Raw genomic sequence first — 16,362 nt, 5'->3', positions numbered from 1 at the left:
GCACCAAGGATCGACGGCATGACGATCAACGGGGTGCTGGTCGACTTCTCCGGAACCTCTTCCGCGTGGAGTCCGACGAGTCGTGGCTCCACGCGACCCTGAGGACGCCGGTCTCGACCTGCCCGAGTCGTCGGCATGGGTCCGGGCGGCCGAGGCCCTGGAGCGGGCGGGCGCGCTGCCGGGCGGGGCGTTCCAGGCGGAGCCGCCGACGGGCGGGCCGGGTGAACTGTGGGCGGCGCGGGACCGGAGCGCCGAGCAGCACCGGGCCGCCTGCACGGGCCTCTCCCGCCGGGTGGCGCTCCCCGACCCCGCCCTCCACGCGCTGTACGACCGCCCTATGACGCCGTCGGCGTGGAGCCCCTACCCGGACGCCGTCGAAGTCCTCGCCGCCCCTTCTGGATGCCGTGCTCGTACGACAGCATGTACGCGCCGACGTACGGGTCCAGGCCGTGCGCGCGGAACACCGGTCGCGGATCCCAGCCGATGTTGCTCACCACCCCGACGGCCACCCCGCGTTCCCGCCGTCGGCGGGCCGACGGCGGCACTGGGGTGCAGGTGCACCTCGTCGACCATCTGCCCGCCGCCGAGCGACCGGACGGGCTGCGGCCGGTGCTGGATCTGGTGGACCGAGATGCCGTCAGCCGCTGTCCCATGAGCCGGGCCGGATGTCCGAGTCCCGTTCACCGACCGGCTGTTCGTCACCGCTGGACGTCCGTCCCGGACCGTCCCCCGTGCGGCCCGGGACGAACAACGGCCGGGTGGGAGCACGTAGGGTCGCCACCCGGAAGCGCTGAGTATAGTTCGCCGACAGTCGGTCGACGTGGGAGTTACAGGATGTCCTCGCTCGGCGCCCCGGTCAATGAAGAGTCCGGGAGCCCGGTGTCCCGCCGGTCCCCGAGGGGCCCGGCGGGACGGGTGACAAGGATCCCGTCGCGGTTCTTCTACCGGTCGAAGTAGTCCGGCTGCGTCTGCACGTTGAGCTCGCGCAGGTGGACCCACTTGGCCGGATCCGTCCGCCGGTCGTCGATCTTCAGGACGTCGAAGCCCTTCACCAGGTCGTTCGAGTAGATGTAGCCGTTGTAGTAGTACGCCGACCACGAGCCGCCGCCGACGAGGGTGTCGGTGGAGATCGGACCGCGCTCGAAGTAGGCGATCTCCTCGGGCTTCGAGGAGTTGGTGAAGTCCCAGACGGAGACGCCGCCCTGGTACCAGGCCTGAACCATGATGTCCTTGCCCTTGACCGGGATCAGCGAGCCGTTGTGGGCGACGCAGTTCTCGGTGTCCGCCTGGTGGCGGGGGATCTTGTAGTAGCTCTTGAAGACGAGTTTGCGCTTGTCGCCCTTGCCGACGATCTCGTAGATGCCGTCGGCACCGCGGTTCGGGCCGATCGCCGCGTTGCAGGTGGCCGCGCCGCCGCCGCCCAGCTCGTCGGTGAAGACGACCTTGTCGGCCTCCTGGTTGAAGGTGGCCGAGTGCCAGAACGCGAAGTTCACGTTGTCCTGGACCCGGTCGATGACCTTCGGCTTCTTCGGGTTCTTGATGGAGAACAGGATGCCGTCACCCATGCACGCGCCGGCGGCCAGGTCCTTCGACGGCAGCACCGTGATGTCGTGGCAGCCGGTGGTCTTGGAGACACCGGGGTTCGTGGGCGACCCCGGGTTGCCGCCACCGTCCGCGCCCTCACCGGGGAACAGGACCGGGAAGCCCACCACCTTCGCCCGCTCCGGGTGCTTGCGGGACACCTTGATGACCGAGATGCCGTCGTGCGGAGGCTGGCAGTCGGGGAACGCGGCGCTCGGCGAGTACGAGGAGACGTAGACGTAGACGTTCTTGCCGTCGGGCACCAGCGTGTGGGTGTGCGAGCCGCAGGAGGTCTCGACGGCGGCGACGTACTTCGGGTGCGCCTTGTCGCTGATGTCGAAGATCTTGATGCCCTCCCACGACGACTTCTCGGTCGCGGGCTGCGTGGTGCTGTTGCAGGAGTTGTCGCTGCGCGAGGAGTCGGTGGACAGGAACAGCAGGTCGCCCGAGACGGAGATGTCGTTCTGCGAGCCCGGGCAGAGGACCTGGGCGACCGTCTTCGGGGCCTTCGGGTTGCTGATGTCTAAGACGCGGAAGCCGTCGTAGTTGCCGGCGTAGGCGTACTTGCCCTGGAAGGCGAGGTCCGAGTTGGTGCCCGGCAGCGCCTCCTTCGGGATGTTGGCCAGATGCTGGATGTTGGCGGAGTGGACGATCTCGTCCTGGCCGGGTATCTCGCCGGCGGCTATCGCCGCCCGCGCCTCGGCGGCGTCACTCTTGGAGACCTTTTCCCGCGCGGCGGGCGAGTCCCCGGGGTCGGGGGTCGCGGCCGCCGGTCCGGCGGTGAGCAGCGCGGCCAGCAGTCCGGCCGCAGCGGCGGCGACTCCCAGACGTCTGCGCCGTGTCCGCAGGTTGTTCAACAGGGTCACTGTGTCCTCCCGTATGGCCGTTCGCAGTTGAACGGTTCAGGCACCTCCGAAGTATCGTCTTCATCATGCACAGATCAACAGACAGCAATGTACTTGTAACGAACAAATTTGATCACCGGCTCGCGAAAGCATGTTAGGAACGTTCGTCAACACTCACGAGGTGTACGCCTGTTGCTGTGTCCCAGGAGGTCACTGTGCTCGTTCGCCGCACATCCCGCGCGCCGCTGGTCACGGCCTCGCTGACGGCCGCTCTGCTGGCACTCGCGGGCTGCGACTCGGGGTCGGACACGGACCCCGACAGCGGTTCCGCCAAGTCGAGCGGCCCCGCGGTGATCGCCCCCGGAAAACCCGGTGAGGCCGCTCAAACCCTCTCGCCGGAAGAAGTCGAGAAGCAGCGAGCGGAGGACGACTCTCCGAATTCCGCGGACTTCGACTATGCGCGCTTGATGATCCAGCATCACACCCAGGCCCTGGAGATGACCGAACTGGCCCCCGACCGCGCGAAGTCGACTCAGGTCAAGCGGATCGCCGAGCGCATCTCGGCCGCCCAGAAGCCCGAGATCGAGGCCATGGAAGGCTGGCTGAAGGTCAACGACGGTGACGAGCGGGACGCTTCGCACGACCACGACACGATGCCCGGCATGGCGACCGAGGCCCAGCTGAAGGAACTCGGCACGCTCGACGGGGAGAAGTTCGACCAGCTCTTCCTGAAACTGATGATCACCCATCACGAGGGGGCGATCACCATGGCCACGGATGTGAAGGCACAGGGCAACAACATCCTGATCGAGGAGATGGCCGACGACGTGATCGCCCAGCAGACGACGGAGATCAGCCGGATGCGCGACCTGACGGAGTAGCCGACCGGCCTCCCCCGGCCTCCGGGCTCAGCGCCGGGCGTGGCGGGGGCCGAGCAGTCCCTCGTCGCGCGCCCCGGCGATCAGCCGGAGCGACTTGCGGCGGCTGTGCCCGGTCGCGCACATCACGGCGAGGACCGGGTCGTAGCCGGACCGCTGCGCCGCGAGGTACTCCTCGGCCACCAGCCGCCGCCCCTCCACACCGCGCGGCCACGCGGGCCTGGCCCGGCGCCCGGGTCCGTACGGGAATTCCGGCAGCTCCTCGTCGAGCGACTCCGGCGTGGTGCCGCACGCCTCGAACAGCGGGTCCTCGATCCAGTCGGCGAGCTCGGCCAGGTCGTCCAGGGACAGCGGCGGCTGGGCGCTTACGTCCTCCAGGGACAGCCGGCCCTCGCAGACCACGGCGAGCACCTCGACCGCGGCACCGTCCGGGAAGGCCAGCCGGGCGTTGAACCAGGCCGTGGCGCCGTCGTGCTCCTGCACTTCCCACGCGGGCCGCACGGTCACCGCGCCGTCCTGCCAGTGGCGATCAGAAAGATTGAGAAAGGATGCTTCCAGCACATACGCAACGTAAGCGCATCATCACATTCACTGCGCAAAGCCACGCATACCGGGGGCGCACGGCACCCCGACGGCGCAGCACCACCTCCCCCGCCTCCGCGCCCCTCCCCCGGCGGGCCCCGCGGTGCGATCCTTGAGACATGAGCGATCTCCTCGCGTAAGGAGTTCCGCCGTGCTGCGTGTCGCCGTCGTCGGTTCGGGGCCCAGCGGGTGCTACACCGCCCAGTGCCTCGTCCAGCAGGACCCGGAAGTGCTGGTCGACGTGCTGGACCGATTGCCGTGCCCGTACGGCCTGGTGCGTTACGGGGTGGCGCCGGACCACGAGAAGATCAAGTCGCTGCAGAACACTCTGCGCGCCGTGCTGGAGCACGAGCGGGTGCGGTTCCTCGGCGGCGTCCCGGTCGGCCCGGACGGGGTGCCGGCCGCCCGGCTGAGGGAGCTGTACCACGCGGTCGTGTACTGCGTGGGCGCCGCCGGCGACAGACGGCTCGGCATCCCGGGCGAGGAGCTGCGCGGCAGCTGGTCGGCGACCGAGTTCGTCTCCTGGTACAGCGCGCACCCGGACGCGAGGGCGGACGGCTTCGTCCTCGGGGCTCGGGCCGCGGTGGTCATCGGCGTCGGCAACGTCGCGGTGGACGTCACCCGCATGCTCGCGCGCGGCGCGACCGAGCTGAGCCCCACCGACATGCCCCAGGCCGCCCTCACCTCGCTCGCCGCCAGTGAGGTCACCCGCGTCCACATGGTGGGCCGCCGGGGCCCCTCGCAGGCCCGCTTCACCACCAAGGAGCTGCGCGAGCTGAGCACCCTCCCGGACACCCAAGTGACTGTCAACCCCGCAGAGTTGGAACTCGACCCGGCCTACGTCGACCCGTCGTCCCTCCTCGCCGCCCAGCGCCGCAACGTCGAGGTCCTGCGCGGCTGGGCCACCGCACCCGCCCCGACCGGCCGCCACCACATCCGGCTGCGCTTCTACCTCCGCCCCGTCGAACTCCTCGCCGACGGCGACCGCGTCTGCGGCGTACGCCTGGAGCGCACGGAACCCGACGGCCACGGCGGCCTGACCGGCACCGGCCGGTACGAGGAGATCGAGGCCCAACTCGTACTCCGCTCGGTCGGCTATCGAGGCGTCCCCCTCGACGGCCTCCCCTTCGACCCGGCCCACGGCACGGTCCCGCACGCCGCCGGACGCGTACTCCGAGAAGGCGTCCCGTCCCCGGGCGAGTACGTGGCCGGCTGGATCAAGCGCGGCCCGACCGGGGTGATCGGCAGCAACCGCCCGTGCGCCAAGGAAACGGCGACGTCACTGCTGCAGGACGCCCCGGAGCTGGCGATCAGAAGCGTGCCGGACGACCCGATGACAGCGTTGAGAACACACGGCTGCACACCGATCGAGTGGCCGGGCTGGCAGGCGATCGAACGGGCCGAGGCGGAGCTGGGCGCCTCCCTGGGCAGGGGCGTGGTCAAACTCCCGGACTGGGAGTCCCTGACAACCGCCGCTCACCGGGGCGCCGCCCCTCGAGGGGCGCGGGCAACTGCGCGATCAGCCCCCACCGACCCGCACCCGAGCCCACACAGACAACACCCCTGAAATCAACAAACTGTTCGAATCCCCTATGGTCTCGCCCATGGCATCCAGCACCCCCACCCACCCCGTGGACGGCCGCGAGGTGGAACCCCGTTCCCTCGCCGACGGACTCCGGGCCGACGGTTTCTCCACGGTCCTCGGCGGAGTCTTCAACACCTTCCCGTACACAGCGCACGCGCAGAACGTCGGCCTGGTCGGCATGCCCCGGAGGCGCAGCCGCTGGGTCGTCGCGGCGGCGGGCGGGATCCTCGTGCTGCTCGGCCTGCTGCCCAAGCTGGGCGCGGTGGTCGCGGCGATCCCCGCGCCGGTGCTCGACGGCGCGGGACTCGTGATGTTCGGTACGGTCGCCGCGAGCGGCCTGCGCACGCTCACCCGGGTCGAGTTCAAGGCAACGACAACCTGACCGTCGTGGCCGTCTCGGTGGCCGTGAGCCTGCTGCCGGCCGGGGTGCCGACGGTCTACGCGGAGTTCCCGGACTGGTTCCGGACGGTGATGAACAGCGGTATCAGCGCGGGCTGCCTGACGGCGATCGTGCTGAACCTGCTGTTCAACCACCTTCCGACGAGGGCGAGTTCGACGAAATCAACTGATCCGCTCACCTCCGCTGGAGCAAGCGCGGCGGCACCGCTTCGGCCAGGATCCGGTAGCCCTCAGGGTTGAGGTGCAGCCAGTCGCCGTCGTGGAGGGTGGGGAGGAGTCGGCTCGGGTCGGCCGGGTCACGGACCGCGCGGTCGAAGTCGAGGACGGCGTCGAAACGGCCGCTGGTGCGGATCCAGGTGTTGACGGCCTGCCGTGCCGCCTCGCGGTGTCCGGCGGTGTCGTCGTACGGGGTGTTGCCGCCGAAGGGCAGCAGGGTCGCGCCGTGGACGCGGATGCCCTGGGCGTGGGCGCGGACGATGATCTGCTCGTAGGCGGCGATGAGGTCGGCGGTGACGCGCTGCTGGGCGACGGGGGTGGCTTCGGCGGTGCCGAGGTCGTTGACCCCCTCGAAGACGATCAGTTGCTCGACGGCGCTGTGGGCCAGGATGTCGCGGTCCAGGCGGGCGAGGGCGCCCGGGCCGAGGCCGTCGTTGAGGACGCGGTTGCCGCCGGCCGCCTGGTTCACCACGGCGATGTGCCGGGTGCCGGGCTGCTGCCGGAGGCGGTCGAAGAGCTGGTCGGGCCAGCGGTTGTTGCGATTGGTCGTGGAGCCCCGGCCGTCGGTGAGCGAGTCGCCGAGGACGGCGACCGCGGTCGTGGCGGGCCGGGACAGCACCTCGACATCACTGAGCAGGTACCAGTGGTTGGTCGGGGTCGCGCCGGGGAGGTCCGCGTCCTCGGTGTGGTCGCCGTGCCGGAGGTACGAGGTGGTGCGGGAGCCGGGGTGCGAGGTGAGGGCGAGGGACGCCTGACCCTCCGCCAGGTACGCCGTCACGGTCAGGTTGGCGCCCGGCTTCAGCGTGAAGTCCAGGGGGTCCGAGACCACTTGGGCGCCGACCGGCACGGTCGTGGACTCCCGGCCGCTGAAGGTCACCGTCCGGGAGGTGCCGGGTTCGATCGCCCCGACCCCGGCCTGCCCGCCCAGCGGAAGGGCCACCGTCACGGCGGTCAGCGGCAGCGTGCTGCCGCCGAAGGCGTTGGAGAAGCGCAGCCGGACGCGCTCGCCGCCGGTGGTGACGCGTACGGTCTGCCGCAGGGTGGTGTCGACCAGTACGGCCCGGTCCCCGGTGAACGGTGCCGGTGGCATGTTGCCCGGCTCGGTGAGCTGCGGCATCGCGGACCAGGTGTTCACCCAGTGCCGGGCGGACGATTCCGCGTCACCGGTGCCGGCCCCGTCCGTGCGCTGCGGGCTCCCGACCAGGGCGACCACGGCGGACGATGCCACCACGAGGGCCAGGGCTAGAACGCAGGTGGCAAGTACGGTCGCGAGCGGGGCTCTGCTCGCGGGCTTGGCGGGCCGTGGGCTGCTGAGCGGGTGCAAGGGCGGTGCCTTTCTCCGGAGGTCGGGCGAGACGAACGAGGTCCGGGCGCGCGCCTCGTCGGCGCACGCCCGGAGGACCGGTCCGGACGGGAGGCCGGATGAAGCGGTCGGGCCGGGTGAGAACCCGGGGCCGGCCCGGACCGGAGGCCGGGCCGGGCGGAAGGCCCGTCGGACAGCCCGCACGACGCGTCAACCGCTCGTGCACGCCGTCCCGTTGAGCGAGTACGCCGAGGGTGCGGCGCTGTTGCCGGTGTGGGTGGCCTGGTAGCCGATGCTGACGCTCGCGCCGGGTGCGATCGCGGCGTTGTACGTGGCGTTGGTCGCGGTCACGGCGCCGCTCGCCGGGCTGTACGTGGCGCCCCAGCCGTTGGTGACGGCCTGTCCGGAGGGCAGGGTGAAGCCCAGCTTCCAGCCGTTGACCGCCGTCGTACCGGTGTTGGTGAGGGTCACCGAGGCGGTCAGGCCGGTGCTCCAGGCATTGGTGGTGACGGTCACCTTGCAGGGGCCGGCCGGGGGCTGGGGCGCGGGACCTGAGCTGTTGAGACCGAAGAAGGTGAGGACGCGCTCGGCCATGCCCCAGGCGTAGAGGTTGTGGCCCGTGCCCTGGAGGCTGACGGCCTCGACGGGGGCGCGGTCACCGGTGCCGCCGTAGCGGGTGCGGGTCCAGCCGGACTGGGGCGAGTCGGTGGCGGCCGGTGTCTGGCCGACACCGTGCACATCGGTCCACTGCTTGATCTCCTCGTCGAAGTTCGGATAGCGCAGCACGTCGTCCGCGGTGCCGTGCCACAGCTGCATGCGGGGCCGGGGCCCGGAGTAGCCGGGGTAGGCGCCGCGGACGAGGTCGCCCCAGGCCTGCGGGGTGCGGGTGATGGTGCCGTTCGCGCAGTCGCTGTTCCACTCGGAGCCGTTGGTGGTGGCGAAGCAGGCGAAGGGCACGCCCGCGAAGGCGGCACCGGCGGCGAACACGTCGGGGTAGTCGCCGAGGAGGACGTTGGTCATCATCGCGCCGGAGGAGATGCCGGTGGCGAAGATGCGGTCGGTGTCGGCGCCGTAGGTGCGGACGGTCCAGTCGACCATGGACTTGATGCCCACGGGGTCGCTGCCCCCGCCGCGGGTCAGCGCCTGCGGCGAGGCGACGTCGAAGCACTTGCTGCTTCGGGTGACCGACGGGTACACGACGATGAATCCGTAGCGGTCGGCCAGCGAGGCGTACTCGGTGCCGTTGTGCATCGCCGGTCCCGAGCCGGTGCAGTAGTGCACGGCCACCACGATCGCCGGGTTCGCGGTGACGCTGTCCGGCACGTACAGGTACATCTGCAGGTTGCTGGGGTTCGTGCCGAAGCCCGTGATCTCGGTGAGCGCCGCCCTCGGAGCGGCCTCGGCCCGCGCGTCCGCCGCGGTGGCCGTGGGTGCGGTGAGGAGCGTGGCCGCGAGCAACGGCACCAACGCTCCCAGCAACGCGACAAGCAGCGAGCGCAGCGGTCCGCGCGCACGGTCGTGGGGGGTGAGGGTCACGTCGTTGTGCCTTCCTGTGACGAATTGGTCGGAAGGAGAGAAGTCGGTTCCGGTCAGCAGGAGGAGCATCGTGACATGGGCATGGTTGCCATGGAAGCGCTCCCACACATCGAAAGAATTCGCTCGCACCGGCCCGCCGCGACCGATCGGCGCACCCGCCGAGCGCACTCCTGCCGCCCCCACCAGGCCCGCCCCAATGTCTTTTGCGCAAAGCGTTGACTAGAAAGCGCTTGCCCCCTACGTTCCGTTCAGCAGTGTGAACCAGCTGCGGCCACTCCTCACCGAGGGCCACTCATGCCGGGGCCCGCCAACCTTTGGTAAACCGCTCCACCTGCACCACCGAGGTCCACGCCACACCCTTTCCGCTCGCGCGTGTCGATCACAACAATGAACTAAATTCACATACATGGACTGGCTGGCTCTCCCTGAAGGGACGCACCCGCATGCGTACCGTCCCCCCACGTACACAGACGCAAAGATCAGCCCTGGTGGCCGCGGCCGCCGCCCTGGCGACAGCCGCCGTCCTCGCCGTGCCGCACTCCGCGGGAGCCGCGGAGACCTCGCCGATCGGTTACGGCGCCGGGACCACCGGCGGCGGCGGCGCCACCCCGGTCACGGTCTCGACGCTCGCCGCCTTCCAGAGCGCCGTCACCGGCAACGCCGCCAAGGTCGTCCGCGTGAGCGGCCTGATCTCGCTGAGCGGCCAGGTGGACATCGGCTCCAACACGACGGTGCTCGGCGTGGGTTCGTCGTCCGGGTTCACCGGCGGCGGCCTGCGGATCAAGGAGGAGACCAACGTCGTCGTCCGCAACCTGAACATCAGCAAGCCGGTCGCGCCCGCCGACGGGATCACCATCCAGGAGTCCACGAAGGTGTGGATCGACCACAACTCCTTCTCGGCGGACCGCACACACGACAAGGACTATTACGACGGCCTGCTGGACATCAACCACGGCTCGGACAACGTGACGGTGTCCTGGAACACCTTCAAGGAGCACTTCAAGGGCTCGCTCGTCGGTCACAGCGACAACAACGCCTCGGAGGACACCGGTCACCTGAAGGTGACGTACCACCACAACCACTTCAGCAACATCTACTCGCGCATCCCCAGCCTGCGCTTCGGCACCGGGCACTTCTACAACAACTACGTGGACGGCGCCGAGACCGCCTGCCACTCCCGCATGGGCGCCCAGATGCTCGTGGAGCACAACGTCTTCCGCAACACGGGAGTCGCGGTCACCACGAACCGCAGCAGTGACGTGGACGGCTACGCGAACCTGCGCGGCAACGACCTCGGTGGGGCCGCCACCGAGATCTCCCGGCCGGGGAGCTTCACCACCCCGCCGTACGGCTACACCGCCGAGTCCGCCTCCTCCGTCGTCGCCTCGGTGACGTCGGGCGCGGGCGCCGGAAAGCTCTGACACCCCCCATCCGCTCGGACAACAGAAGGAATCGGGACATGACTTCTGCAGCACGTCCGCGTGCCCGCACACGCGCGCTGACCGGCACGTTCGCCGCGTTCAGCCTCTCGTTTGGCATGATCATGACCAGCGGGGCCACTCCGGCGAACGCCGCCACCTGGCCGACGCCCACCAGCAGCCAGCCGGTCTCCTCCACCATCTCGGTGTCCGGCACCAGGGACGGCGGCATGGTGCGCTACTACGGCAGCGGCGCCCTGGCCGGCGACGGCCAGGAGGAGGGCCAGGACCCGATCTTCAAGCTCGCGGCCGGCGCGACGCTGAAGAACGTCATCATCGGCGCGCCCGGCGCCGACGGCATCCACTGCGAGGGCAACTGCACGCTGCAGAACGTGTGGTGGGAGGACGTCGGCGAGGACGCGGCGACCTTCCGCGGCGGCTCCACCTACACGGTGACCGGCGGCGGCGCGAAGAAGGCGGCCGACAAGGTCTTCCAGCACAACGGGCCCGGCACCCTGAACATCTCCAACTTCGCGGTCAGCGACTTCAAGACGCTGTACCGCTCGTGCGGCGACTGCTCCACGCAGTACACGCGCAAGGTGAACCTCAGCAACATCGAGGTGACCGGGACGGGTTCGACCGCGCGACTGGTCGGCATCAACGTCAACCGGGGCGACGTGGCGACCCTGCGGGGCATCACGATCCTCAACGACAGCAGCCGCAAGGTCATCCCGTGCCAGAAGTACAACAACAACACCGCCGCCGGTACCGGCCCCGACAGCACCAACTGCCTGTACTCCACCTCGGACATCACCTACAGGTGACACCGCTCGTCACCCACCGGTGAGTCCCCCCGGCGGCCGGACGGAGCCTTCCCCCACGGGCCTCGTCCGGCCGTCGGCCGTTCGCGCGGGGCGATCGCCGTCACGCTCACGCCCCGCCCGTCCTCACCAGATCTTGCGCTCCCAGAGCGGGCCGATCCGCTCCCACTCCTCGTCCCACTGGTCCATGCGCCGCCTCTCCATACGGCCGCGTACGAGCCGGCCGCCCACGAAGGGCACGGCGGCCACGAACACACCCGCGAGGCCGCCGACGAGCGCGGCGCGCAGCCGGGCCTGGGACTCACTGGCGGGCTTGGTGACCAGGAGGCCGTCGGCGTCCGTCCAGACGGTGACCGGGGCGCCCATCAGGCTGGCGGGGTCGACCCGGGCCTGGCCTTCGCGCGCGGAGCCGTCCGGCGCCGTCCAGCGAACCTTCGCCCACACCTTCTCCGTGCCCGTACCGCTCGGGCCGGACGGCGGCTCCGGCGCGTCCTCGGTGAGGACGGCGCCGACGGGGCGCCACTCGGCACGCTGCCGGGCGAGGCCCGACTCGACGGAGTCGGCGGCCATGAGCCCCGTGACCACCCCGCCGAACACAGTCAGCGCCCAGGCGATCAGCACGACCCAGGACTCCAGCCGGTCGCTGCGCCTTCTCAGCGGGTTGCGCCGCCATCGCCACAACCACACCTTCGGACCACGGAATGCCACCATCGGGGGCACCCTCCCTCACACACGCAGGACTGCCGGACCGCTCTCCCATACGGCGGCGGTCCGCCCGATGCTCATGCGATGTGGGTCACCCCGCCCGGCCCGGACGGTCCCTGACCCGCGCACCACCCGCCCCCATGCCCGCTGACCTGCGACGAAGGCGTCCCGAGGGGTGACTGTCAGTGGTGGGGTGCAGACTGGCCGGTGACTGGGACGACGATGTCCGGAGGTGGCCGAGATGGCTGACGTACTGCTCACCGTAGGCACACGCAAGGGGCTGTTCATCGGGCGGCGGCGCGGCGGCGCCTGGGAGTTCGACGAGACGCCGTACTTCAACGCACAGGCCGTCTACGCGATCGCCGTCGACACCCGCACGGACACCCCCCGGCTGCTCGTCGGCGGCGACAGCGCGCACTGGGGCCCCTCCGTCTTCCACTCCGACGACCTCGGCCGCAGCTGGACCGAGCCCGCCCGGCCGGCCGTCAAGTTCCCCAAGAACACCGGAGCCTCGCTGGAGCGGGTGTGGCAGCTGCACCCGTCGGCCGCCGAGCCGGACGTGGTCTACGCGGGCACGGAACCGGCCGCGCTGTACCGCTCCGAGGACCGGGGGGAGACCTTCGAGCTGGTACGGCCGCTGTGGGAGCACCCGACCCGCGACAGGTGGGTGCCGGGTGGCGGCGGCGAAGGGCTGCACACGATCCTCACCGACCGGCGCGACCCGCGCGCGATGACCGTGGCCGTCTCCACCGCCGGGGTGTTCCGCACCGAGGACGGCGGCGCGAGCTGGTCGCCCTCCAACTCCGGGGTCTCCGCGGTGTTCCTGCCGGACCCGAACCCGGAGTTCGGCCAGTGCGTGCACAAGGTGACCCGGGACGCCGCGACCCCCGACCGGCTGTATCTGCAGAACCACTGGGGGGTGTACCGCAGCGACGACGCGGGCGCGCACTGGGAGGACATCGGCGCGGGCCTGCCCTCCACGTTCGGGTTCGCCGCGGTCGCCCATCCACACCGCGGGGACACCGCCTATGTGTTTCCGATCAACGCCGACGCGGACCGCGTCCCGGCCGACCACCGCTGCCGGGTCTTCCGCACGGCGGACGCGGGCAGGAGCTGGGAACCGCTGACGGCGGGGCTGCCGACGGAGAACCACTACGGCACGGTGCTGCGCGACGCGATGTGCACGGACGACGCGGACCCTGCGGGCGTGTACTTCGGCAACCGCAACGGCGAGCTGTACGCGTCGGCCGACGACGGCGACAGCTGGCGGCAGTTGGCGTCGCACCTGCCGGACGTGCTGTGCGTGCGCGCGGCGGTCGTCGGCTGAGAGAGCTGAGGAAACAGAGGGGCAGGAAGGGGGGCCGTCCGCCAAGTCGGCCCGGAATCGGTCGTGTTCGGCGTGGAAACAGTCGTCATCGATCACCTGCTGGCCACCGGTCGATCGTCATGGCCGTTACGGCAGCAGGGTGACGCCGTGGTTTCGTGGCACCACGACCGTTGCATGAAATCGTCGAACCCGGCTGGGCGAAGGCCCTCGAACCAGTGGCCGGAAGGATCGCCGAGGCGGGCGACTTCCTGCGCGCGGAGATCGCCACGGGACGCACCTGTCTCCCCGCCGGATCCAACGCCCGCCGGGCCTCCCAGCAGCCCTTCGACGACGTCCGCGTCCTCATCGTGGGTCGGGGGTCTTCTGCGGCTCGTGGTAGGGAGGGCCCCCAAGGTGCTCCACGGCCGGTAGCCCACAACCGCACCCCTCCGTTCATGCCTCCGGTGAGACTGCGTGGGCGGTATGACAGGCCTCCCGGTTCTCTGCGCGGAGCCCGCCTCGGGGCGCTGCACGTCCATGCCCCGTTTGCGGGCCCAGGCCCGTACTGCGGCCACACTCGGCGCCGGAGTCACGGACCGTGGCCGGGGTGCGTCGAATCCCTCACCTACGAGCTTGGCCGTCGACTTTCACGTTCCACGAACTGGTGGCTCGTCCTGCTCTCCTTCAGACGCTCCTCGGGCAGGCTCTGACCACGCATCCTTCCCCCGGGTGAGCACGGCACCGGCGACACGTGTGACTCGCGGCCCTCACGCTTGGGTGCACGGCGCGTCGGCGTCAGCACCGATTCCCGCCGCCCCACGGCCTCACCCCATGGCCGCCGGCCCCGAGTCGTTGCCCCGCCTCCGTCAAGCGGCTCTCGCAGACTTCATCCACCCAAGCTGCTGTCCGCCGCCCCGGGCGGGAGGCCGGCGATCAGCGGACTGCGGGCAGCCACCACCGCGTCAGATCAGCCGCCGGAACTGCTCGATTCCTTCCCGCAACAACTGACGTTCGAGGCTCGCGGAACCCACGTCCCGAGAGCCACACCAACCCCGAAATCGCACTTCCTCATGGCGGATCAGTCAGGGTGTGCGCCGGAGCGCAACCCGCCCTGCGGGTAGCTCATTTGCACGGCAATTAACGCACGAAAACACATTGCGATCGCACGCGGTGCCTTTGCTCCAACACTCCGCTTTAACTTACCTTTTTTTGGACCTACGTTGGTACGAGTCTCTGAAAACGCCTTCGGCGGAGCATGATCCGCGAATTCCCCAAAGGCCCTCTAAACCATAGGAGGATACAGCCATGTCTTCCGCCAGTCTCGTGTTACTCAAAGGCGGTCCGAGCTGTGCTCCGCAGGTGGTACAGGCGCCGTCCGGAGAACCGGGCGCAACCGTGAAGATCGAATACTGCGGCAGCTGGGAGCACTACGAATTCACCGGCGAGTACTCCGACATCGGCGAGGGCCCCATGCCGGTGTACCGCTGGACACGCCATCAACCCGGAGCAGAGTAGCCGAGTTGGCTCGCAGGACTGCGATGAGCGGTCCCCCACAGAGCCGGTGCCGTTCCCTCGTTTTCCGTCGTGGCACCAGCGAACCCTCAATTTCCTCTTGGAGGTCGAGATGAGTAACTCCCTTCGCTCGCGCCCAGAACGCGAGAAATCCGCAGAAGCTGTCCGCCGTGGAGCGAGCGCGCGGGACGTCATGGTCACTGGCATGGGGTTTTGCCTGCCGGGCACCAGCCGGCCGGTGTTCACCGCGGACGACGTCTGGGACGTCGCGTCCCGCGGCGCGTCGTGCCTTGTCCATGGTGACGTCTACTACGGTTCGGTCGACCTGTCACAGGCCATGTTCGACGCACGGCTGCCAGACCTCCCGCCGGTGTTCTCCCGCCACTACACCAATGCCCACAGATTCGGCCTCGTGTCGCTGGTGGAGGCCTGCCGGGACGCCGGACTGGACTTCCGCGCGGGCGACCTGAGGAGTGCGGCCGTTCTGGCCGGACGTGGCGGAGTGGACACCAACGTCGGACCTTATATGGCGGTGCTTGAGGCCGATCCGCTGACGACCAGCCCGCAGGAGGCGATGGAGCTGTTCGTCCGTGGTCAGCAGGGCATCACACCGTCCGACGTCTCCCTGGTGCAGGGCGCGCTCGTACGGTCGACCGGTCCGTGCTTCACCGTGTCCTGTGGATGCGCCTCATCCGCTGTGCAGGTCGCCAACGCCCGGCAGATGATCGCCAATGGCATGGTCGACCTGGCCGTCGTGTCGGGCGTGGACCTCTTCGGCCTGGAGGTCATCCTGAACGTCCAGCGGCTGCTGCGCGCTGCCCAGGGCGCGTACGAGGCCGTTCGGGTCGACGGCATGCCGGAACTCCTGCCGTCCTTCGACCGCCTGATGCGCCCGTACGACCGCCGGGCGGACTGCGTGAACCACGGCGAAGGAGCGGCCACCCTCATCCTGGAGTCCCGGAAGCACGCCGACGAACGAGGCGCACGCCCCTACGGTCAGGTACTGGCTCATGCCATGACCCGCGACGGGCTGTCGAACCCCCTGGCGAGTGACGACAGCGGAGCAGCCCTGGTGGAGGCCGTCCGCCGGTGCCTGGGAGACCGGTGGGACATCTCGCAGGTGCCCTACGTGCACGGTGGCAGCGACGGTGACGTGGTGGTCACCGCATTCGAGGCGAACGCGGTGAGGCAGCTCTACGGCCCGGACAGCGGCGTGCTGATGACGTCTCAGGAGGCATGCTTCGGCCACAACGGCGCCCCGTCGGGCTGCCTCGGGGTGGCATTGAGTCTGCTGATGATGCAGCGCGGCCAGGTGTGTCCCACGGCCAATTGCGAACAGCCCGCAGACGGCCTGCCGTTCGACCCCGTGCCCGGCACGAGCAGCAGGCCTCTCGACTTCGACTATGCGCTGACCTGCAATTACCAGATCGGCGGGGTGAAGAGCGTGATTCTCGTCGGCAGCCCGGACGCCGTCTGACGGCGGTGTCCGTTCCGGCACACGCGTGCGGTGTCGGCCCGTGGACCCGGGCCCGCGGCCGGAGGGGTGAGCAGTCCGCACGACCCGGTGCGCTCACCGATCCGACGGCAGGCCCCGGCGGCACCGGCCACCGGATCGGCGACGGCCGTCCTCGCACCATCACACAGCAATCCGACGGCGACAGCAGAGGGAGCAGCT

12 protein-coding genes and 3 pseudogenes are annotated in these 16,362 nt (G+C 69.9%); 10 read left to right on the top strand and 5 right to left on the bottom strand.

Going from position 1 to position 16,362, the window contains the following annotated elements; translation table 11 throughout:
• Nucleotides 1-18 precede the first annotated feature (18 nt).
• Nucleotides 19-627 (top strand): annotated as a pseudogene (locus tag ACFU53_RS01750) (hydrolase); the annotation flags it as partial.
• 314 nt (nt 628-941) lie between these two features.
• Here the strand turns inward: ACFU53_RS01750 and ACFU53_RS01745 are convergent.
• The gene (locus ACFU53_RS01745) at nt 942-2,447 is read right to left on the bottom strand and encodes an LVIVD repeat-containing protein (RefSeq protein ID WP_383984843.1); all 1,506 of its coding nucleotides are present in this window, start codon (nt 2,445-2,447) and stop codon (nt 942-944) included.
• Between the two features lie 194 nt (nt 2,448-2,641).
• Here ACFU53_RS01745 and ACFU53_RS01740 point away from each other — a divergent pair, with 194 nt between their 5' ends.
• Nucleotides 2,642-3,307, top strand: a complete 666-nt coding sequence (locus ACFU53_RS01740; RefSeq protein ID WP_383984840.1) for a DUF305 domain-containing protein — start codon at nt 2,642-2,644, stop codon at nt 3,305-3,307.
• A 27-nt stretch (nt 3,308-3,334) separates the two neighbouring features.
• Here the strand turns inward: ACFU53_RS01740 and ACFU53_RS01735 are convergent, their stop codons facing one another.
• The gene (locus ACFU53_RS01735) at nt 3,335-3,865 is read right to left on the bottom strand and encodes a DUF6214 family protein (protein ID WP_383984838.1); all 531 of its coding nucleotides are present in this window, start codon (nt 3,863-3,865) and stop codon (nt 3,335-3,337) included.
• 172 nt (nt 3,866-4,037) lie between these two features.
• On the opposite strand from ACFU53_RS01735, the gene ACFU53_RS01730 reads away from it, so the two are divergent.
• Together ACFU53_RS01730 and ACFU53_RS01725 are read left to right on the top strand one after the other, a co-directional pair.
• Nucleotides 4,038-5,453 (top strand): FAD-dependent oxidoreductase, encoded by a 1,416-nt coding sequence (locus tag ACFU53_RS01730; RefSeq protein WP_383984835.1) that lies wholly within the window; start codon nt 4,038-4,040, stop codon nt 5,451-5,453.
• 70 nt (nt 5,454-5,523) lie between these two features.
• Nucleotides 5,524-6,110 (top strand): annotated as a pseudogene (locus ACFU53_RS01725) (solute carrier family 23 protein); the annotation flags it as partial.
• Here ACFU53_RS01725 and ACFU53_RS01720 read toward each other — a convergent pair.
• Both ACFU53_RS01720 and ACFU53_RS01715 read right to left on the bottom strand, forming a co-directional pair.
• Nucleotides 6,046-7,326: an SGNH/GDSL hydrolase family protein gene (locus ACFU53_RS01720; RefSeq protein ID WP_383985048.1), complete on the bottom strand. Its 1,281-nt coding sequence runs from the start codon at nt 7,324-7,326 to the stop codon at nt 6,046-6,048. The pseudogene ACFU53_RS01725 and the gene ACFU53_RS01720 sit on opposite strands and share 65 nt — an antisense overlap.
• A gap of 273 nt (nt 7,327-7,599) precedes the next feature.
• On the bottom strand, nt 7,600-8,925 hold the full coding sequence (locus ACFU53_RS01715; protein ID WP_383984832.1) for a PHB depolymerase family esterase: 1,326 nt from the start codon (nt 8,923-8,925) through the stop codon (nt 7,600-7,602).
• Between the two features lie 443 nt (nt 8,926-9,368).
• Here ACFU53_RS01715 and ACFU53_RS01710 point away from each other — a divergent pair, with 443 nt between their 5' ends.
• Together ACFU53_RS01710 and ACFU53_RS01705 are read left to right on the top strand one after the other, a co-directional pair.
• Entirely contained in the window at nt 9,369-10,346 is a 978-nt protein-coding gene (locus tag ACFU53_RS01710) for a polysaccharide lyase family 1 protein (protein ID WP_383984829.1), read from the top strand.
• A 38-nt stretch (nt 10,347-10,384) separates the two neighbouring features.
• Nucleotides 10,385-11,167 carry a pectate lyase gene (locus tag ACFU53_RS01705; RefSeq protein ID WP_383984826.1) on the top strand — a complete coding sequence of 261 codons (783 nt, stop codon included), beginning with the start codon at nt 10,385-10,387 and terminating at the stop codon, nt 11,165-11,167.
• A 123-nt stretch (nt 11,168-11,290) separates the two neighbouring features.
• Here the strand turns inward: ACFU53_RS01705 and ACFU53_RS01700 are convergent, their stop codons facing one another.
• Nucleotides 11,291-11,875, bottom strand: coding sequence for a hypothetical protein (locus tag ACFU53_RS01700; protein WP_383984823.1), 585 nt, complete (start codon nt 11,873-11,875; stop codon nt 11,291-11,293).
• 235 nt (nt 11,876-12,110) lie between these two features.
• On the opposite strand from ACFU53_RS01700, the gene ACFU53_RS01695 reads away from it, so the two are divergent.
• From ACFU53_RS01695 to ACFU53_RS01680, 4 genes and pseudogenes are all read left to right on the top strand, one after another.
• Nucleotides 12,111-13,196, top strand: coding sequence for a WD40/YVTN/BNR-like repeat-containing protein (locus ACFU53_RS01695; RefSeq protein ID WP_383984821.1), 1,086 nt, complete (start codon nt 12,111-12,113; stop codon nt 13,194-13,196).
• 155 nt (nt 13,197-13,351) lie between these two features.
• Nucleotides 13,352-13,552: pseudogene (locus ACFU53_RS01690) on the top strand (uracil-DNA glycosylase); the annotation flags it as partial.
• Between the two features lie 928 nt (nt 13,553-14,480).
• Nucleotides 14,481-14,690, top strand: coding sequence for a DUF5988 family protein (locus tag ACFU53_RS01685; protein ID WP_383984818.1), 210 nt, complete (start codon nt 14,481-14,483; stop codon nt 14,688-14,690).
• 190 nt (nt 14,691-14,880) lie between these two features.
• Entirely contained in the window at nt 14,881-16,164 is a 1,284-nt protein-coding gene (locus ACFU53_RS01680; RefSeq protein ID WP_383984815.1) for a beta-ketoacyl synthase N-terminal-like domain-containing protein, read from the top strand.
• The last annotated feature ends 198 nt before the right edge of the window (nt 16,165-16,362 follow it).

Source organism: Streptomyces sp. NPDC057474, assembly GCF_042802555.1.
Classification (GTDB): domain Bacteria; phylum Actinomycetota; class Actinomycetes; order Streptomycetales; family Streptomycetaceae; genus Streptomyces.
Note: the sequence above shows the minus strand (reverse complement) of the source record. Positions and strands in the feature narration are given on the sequence as shown.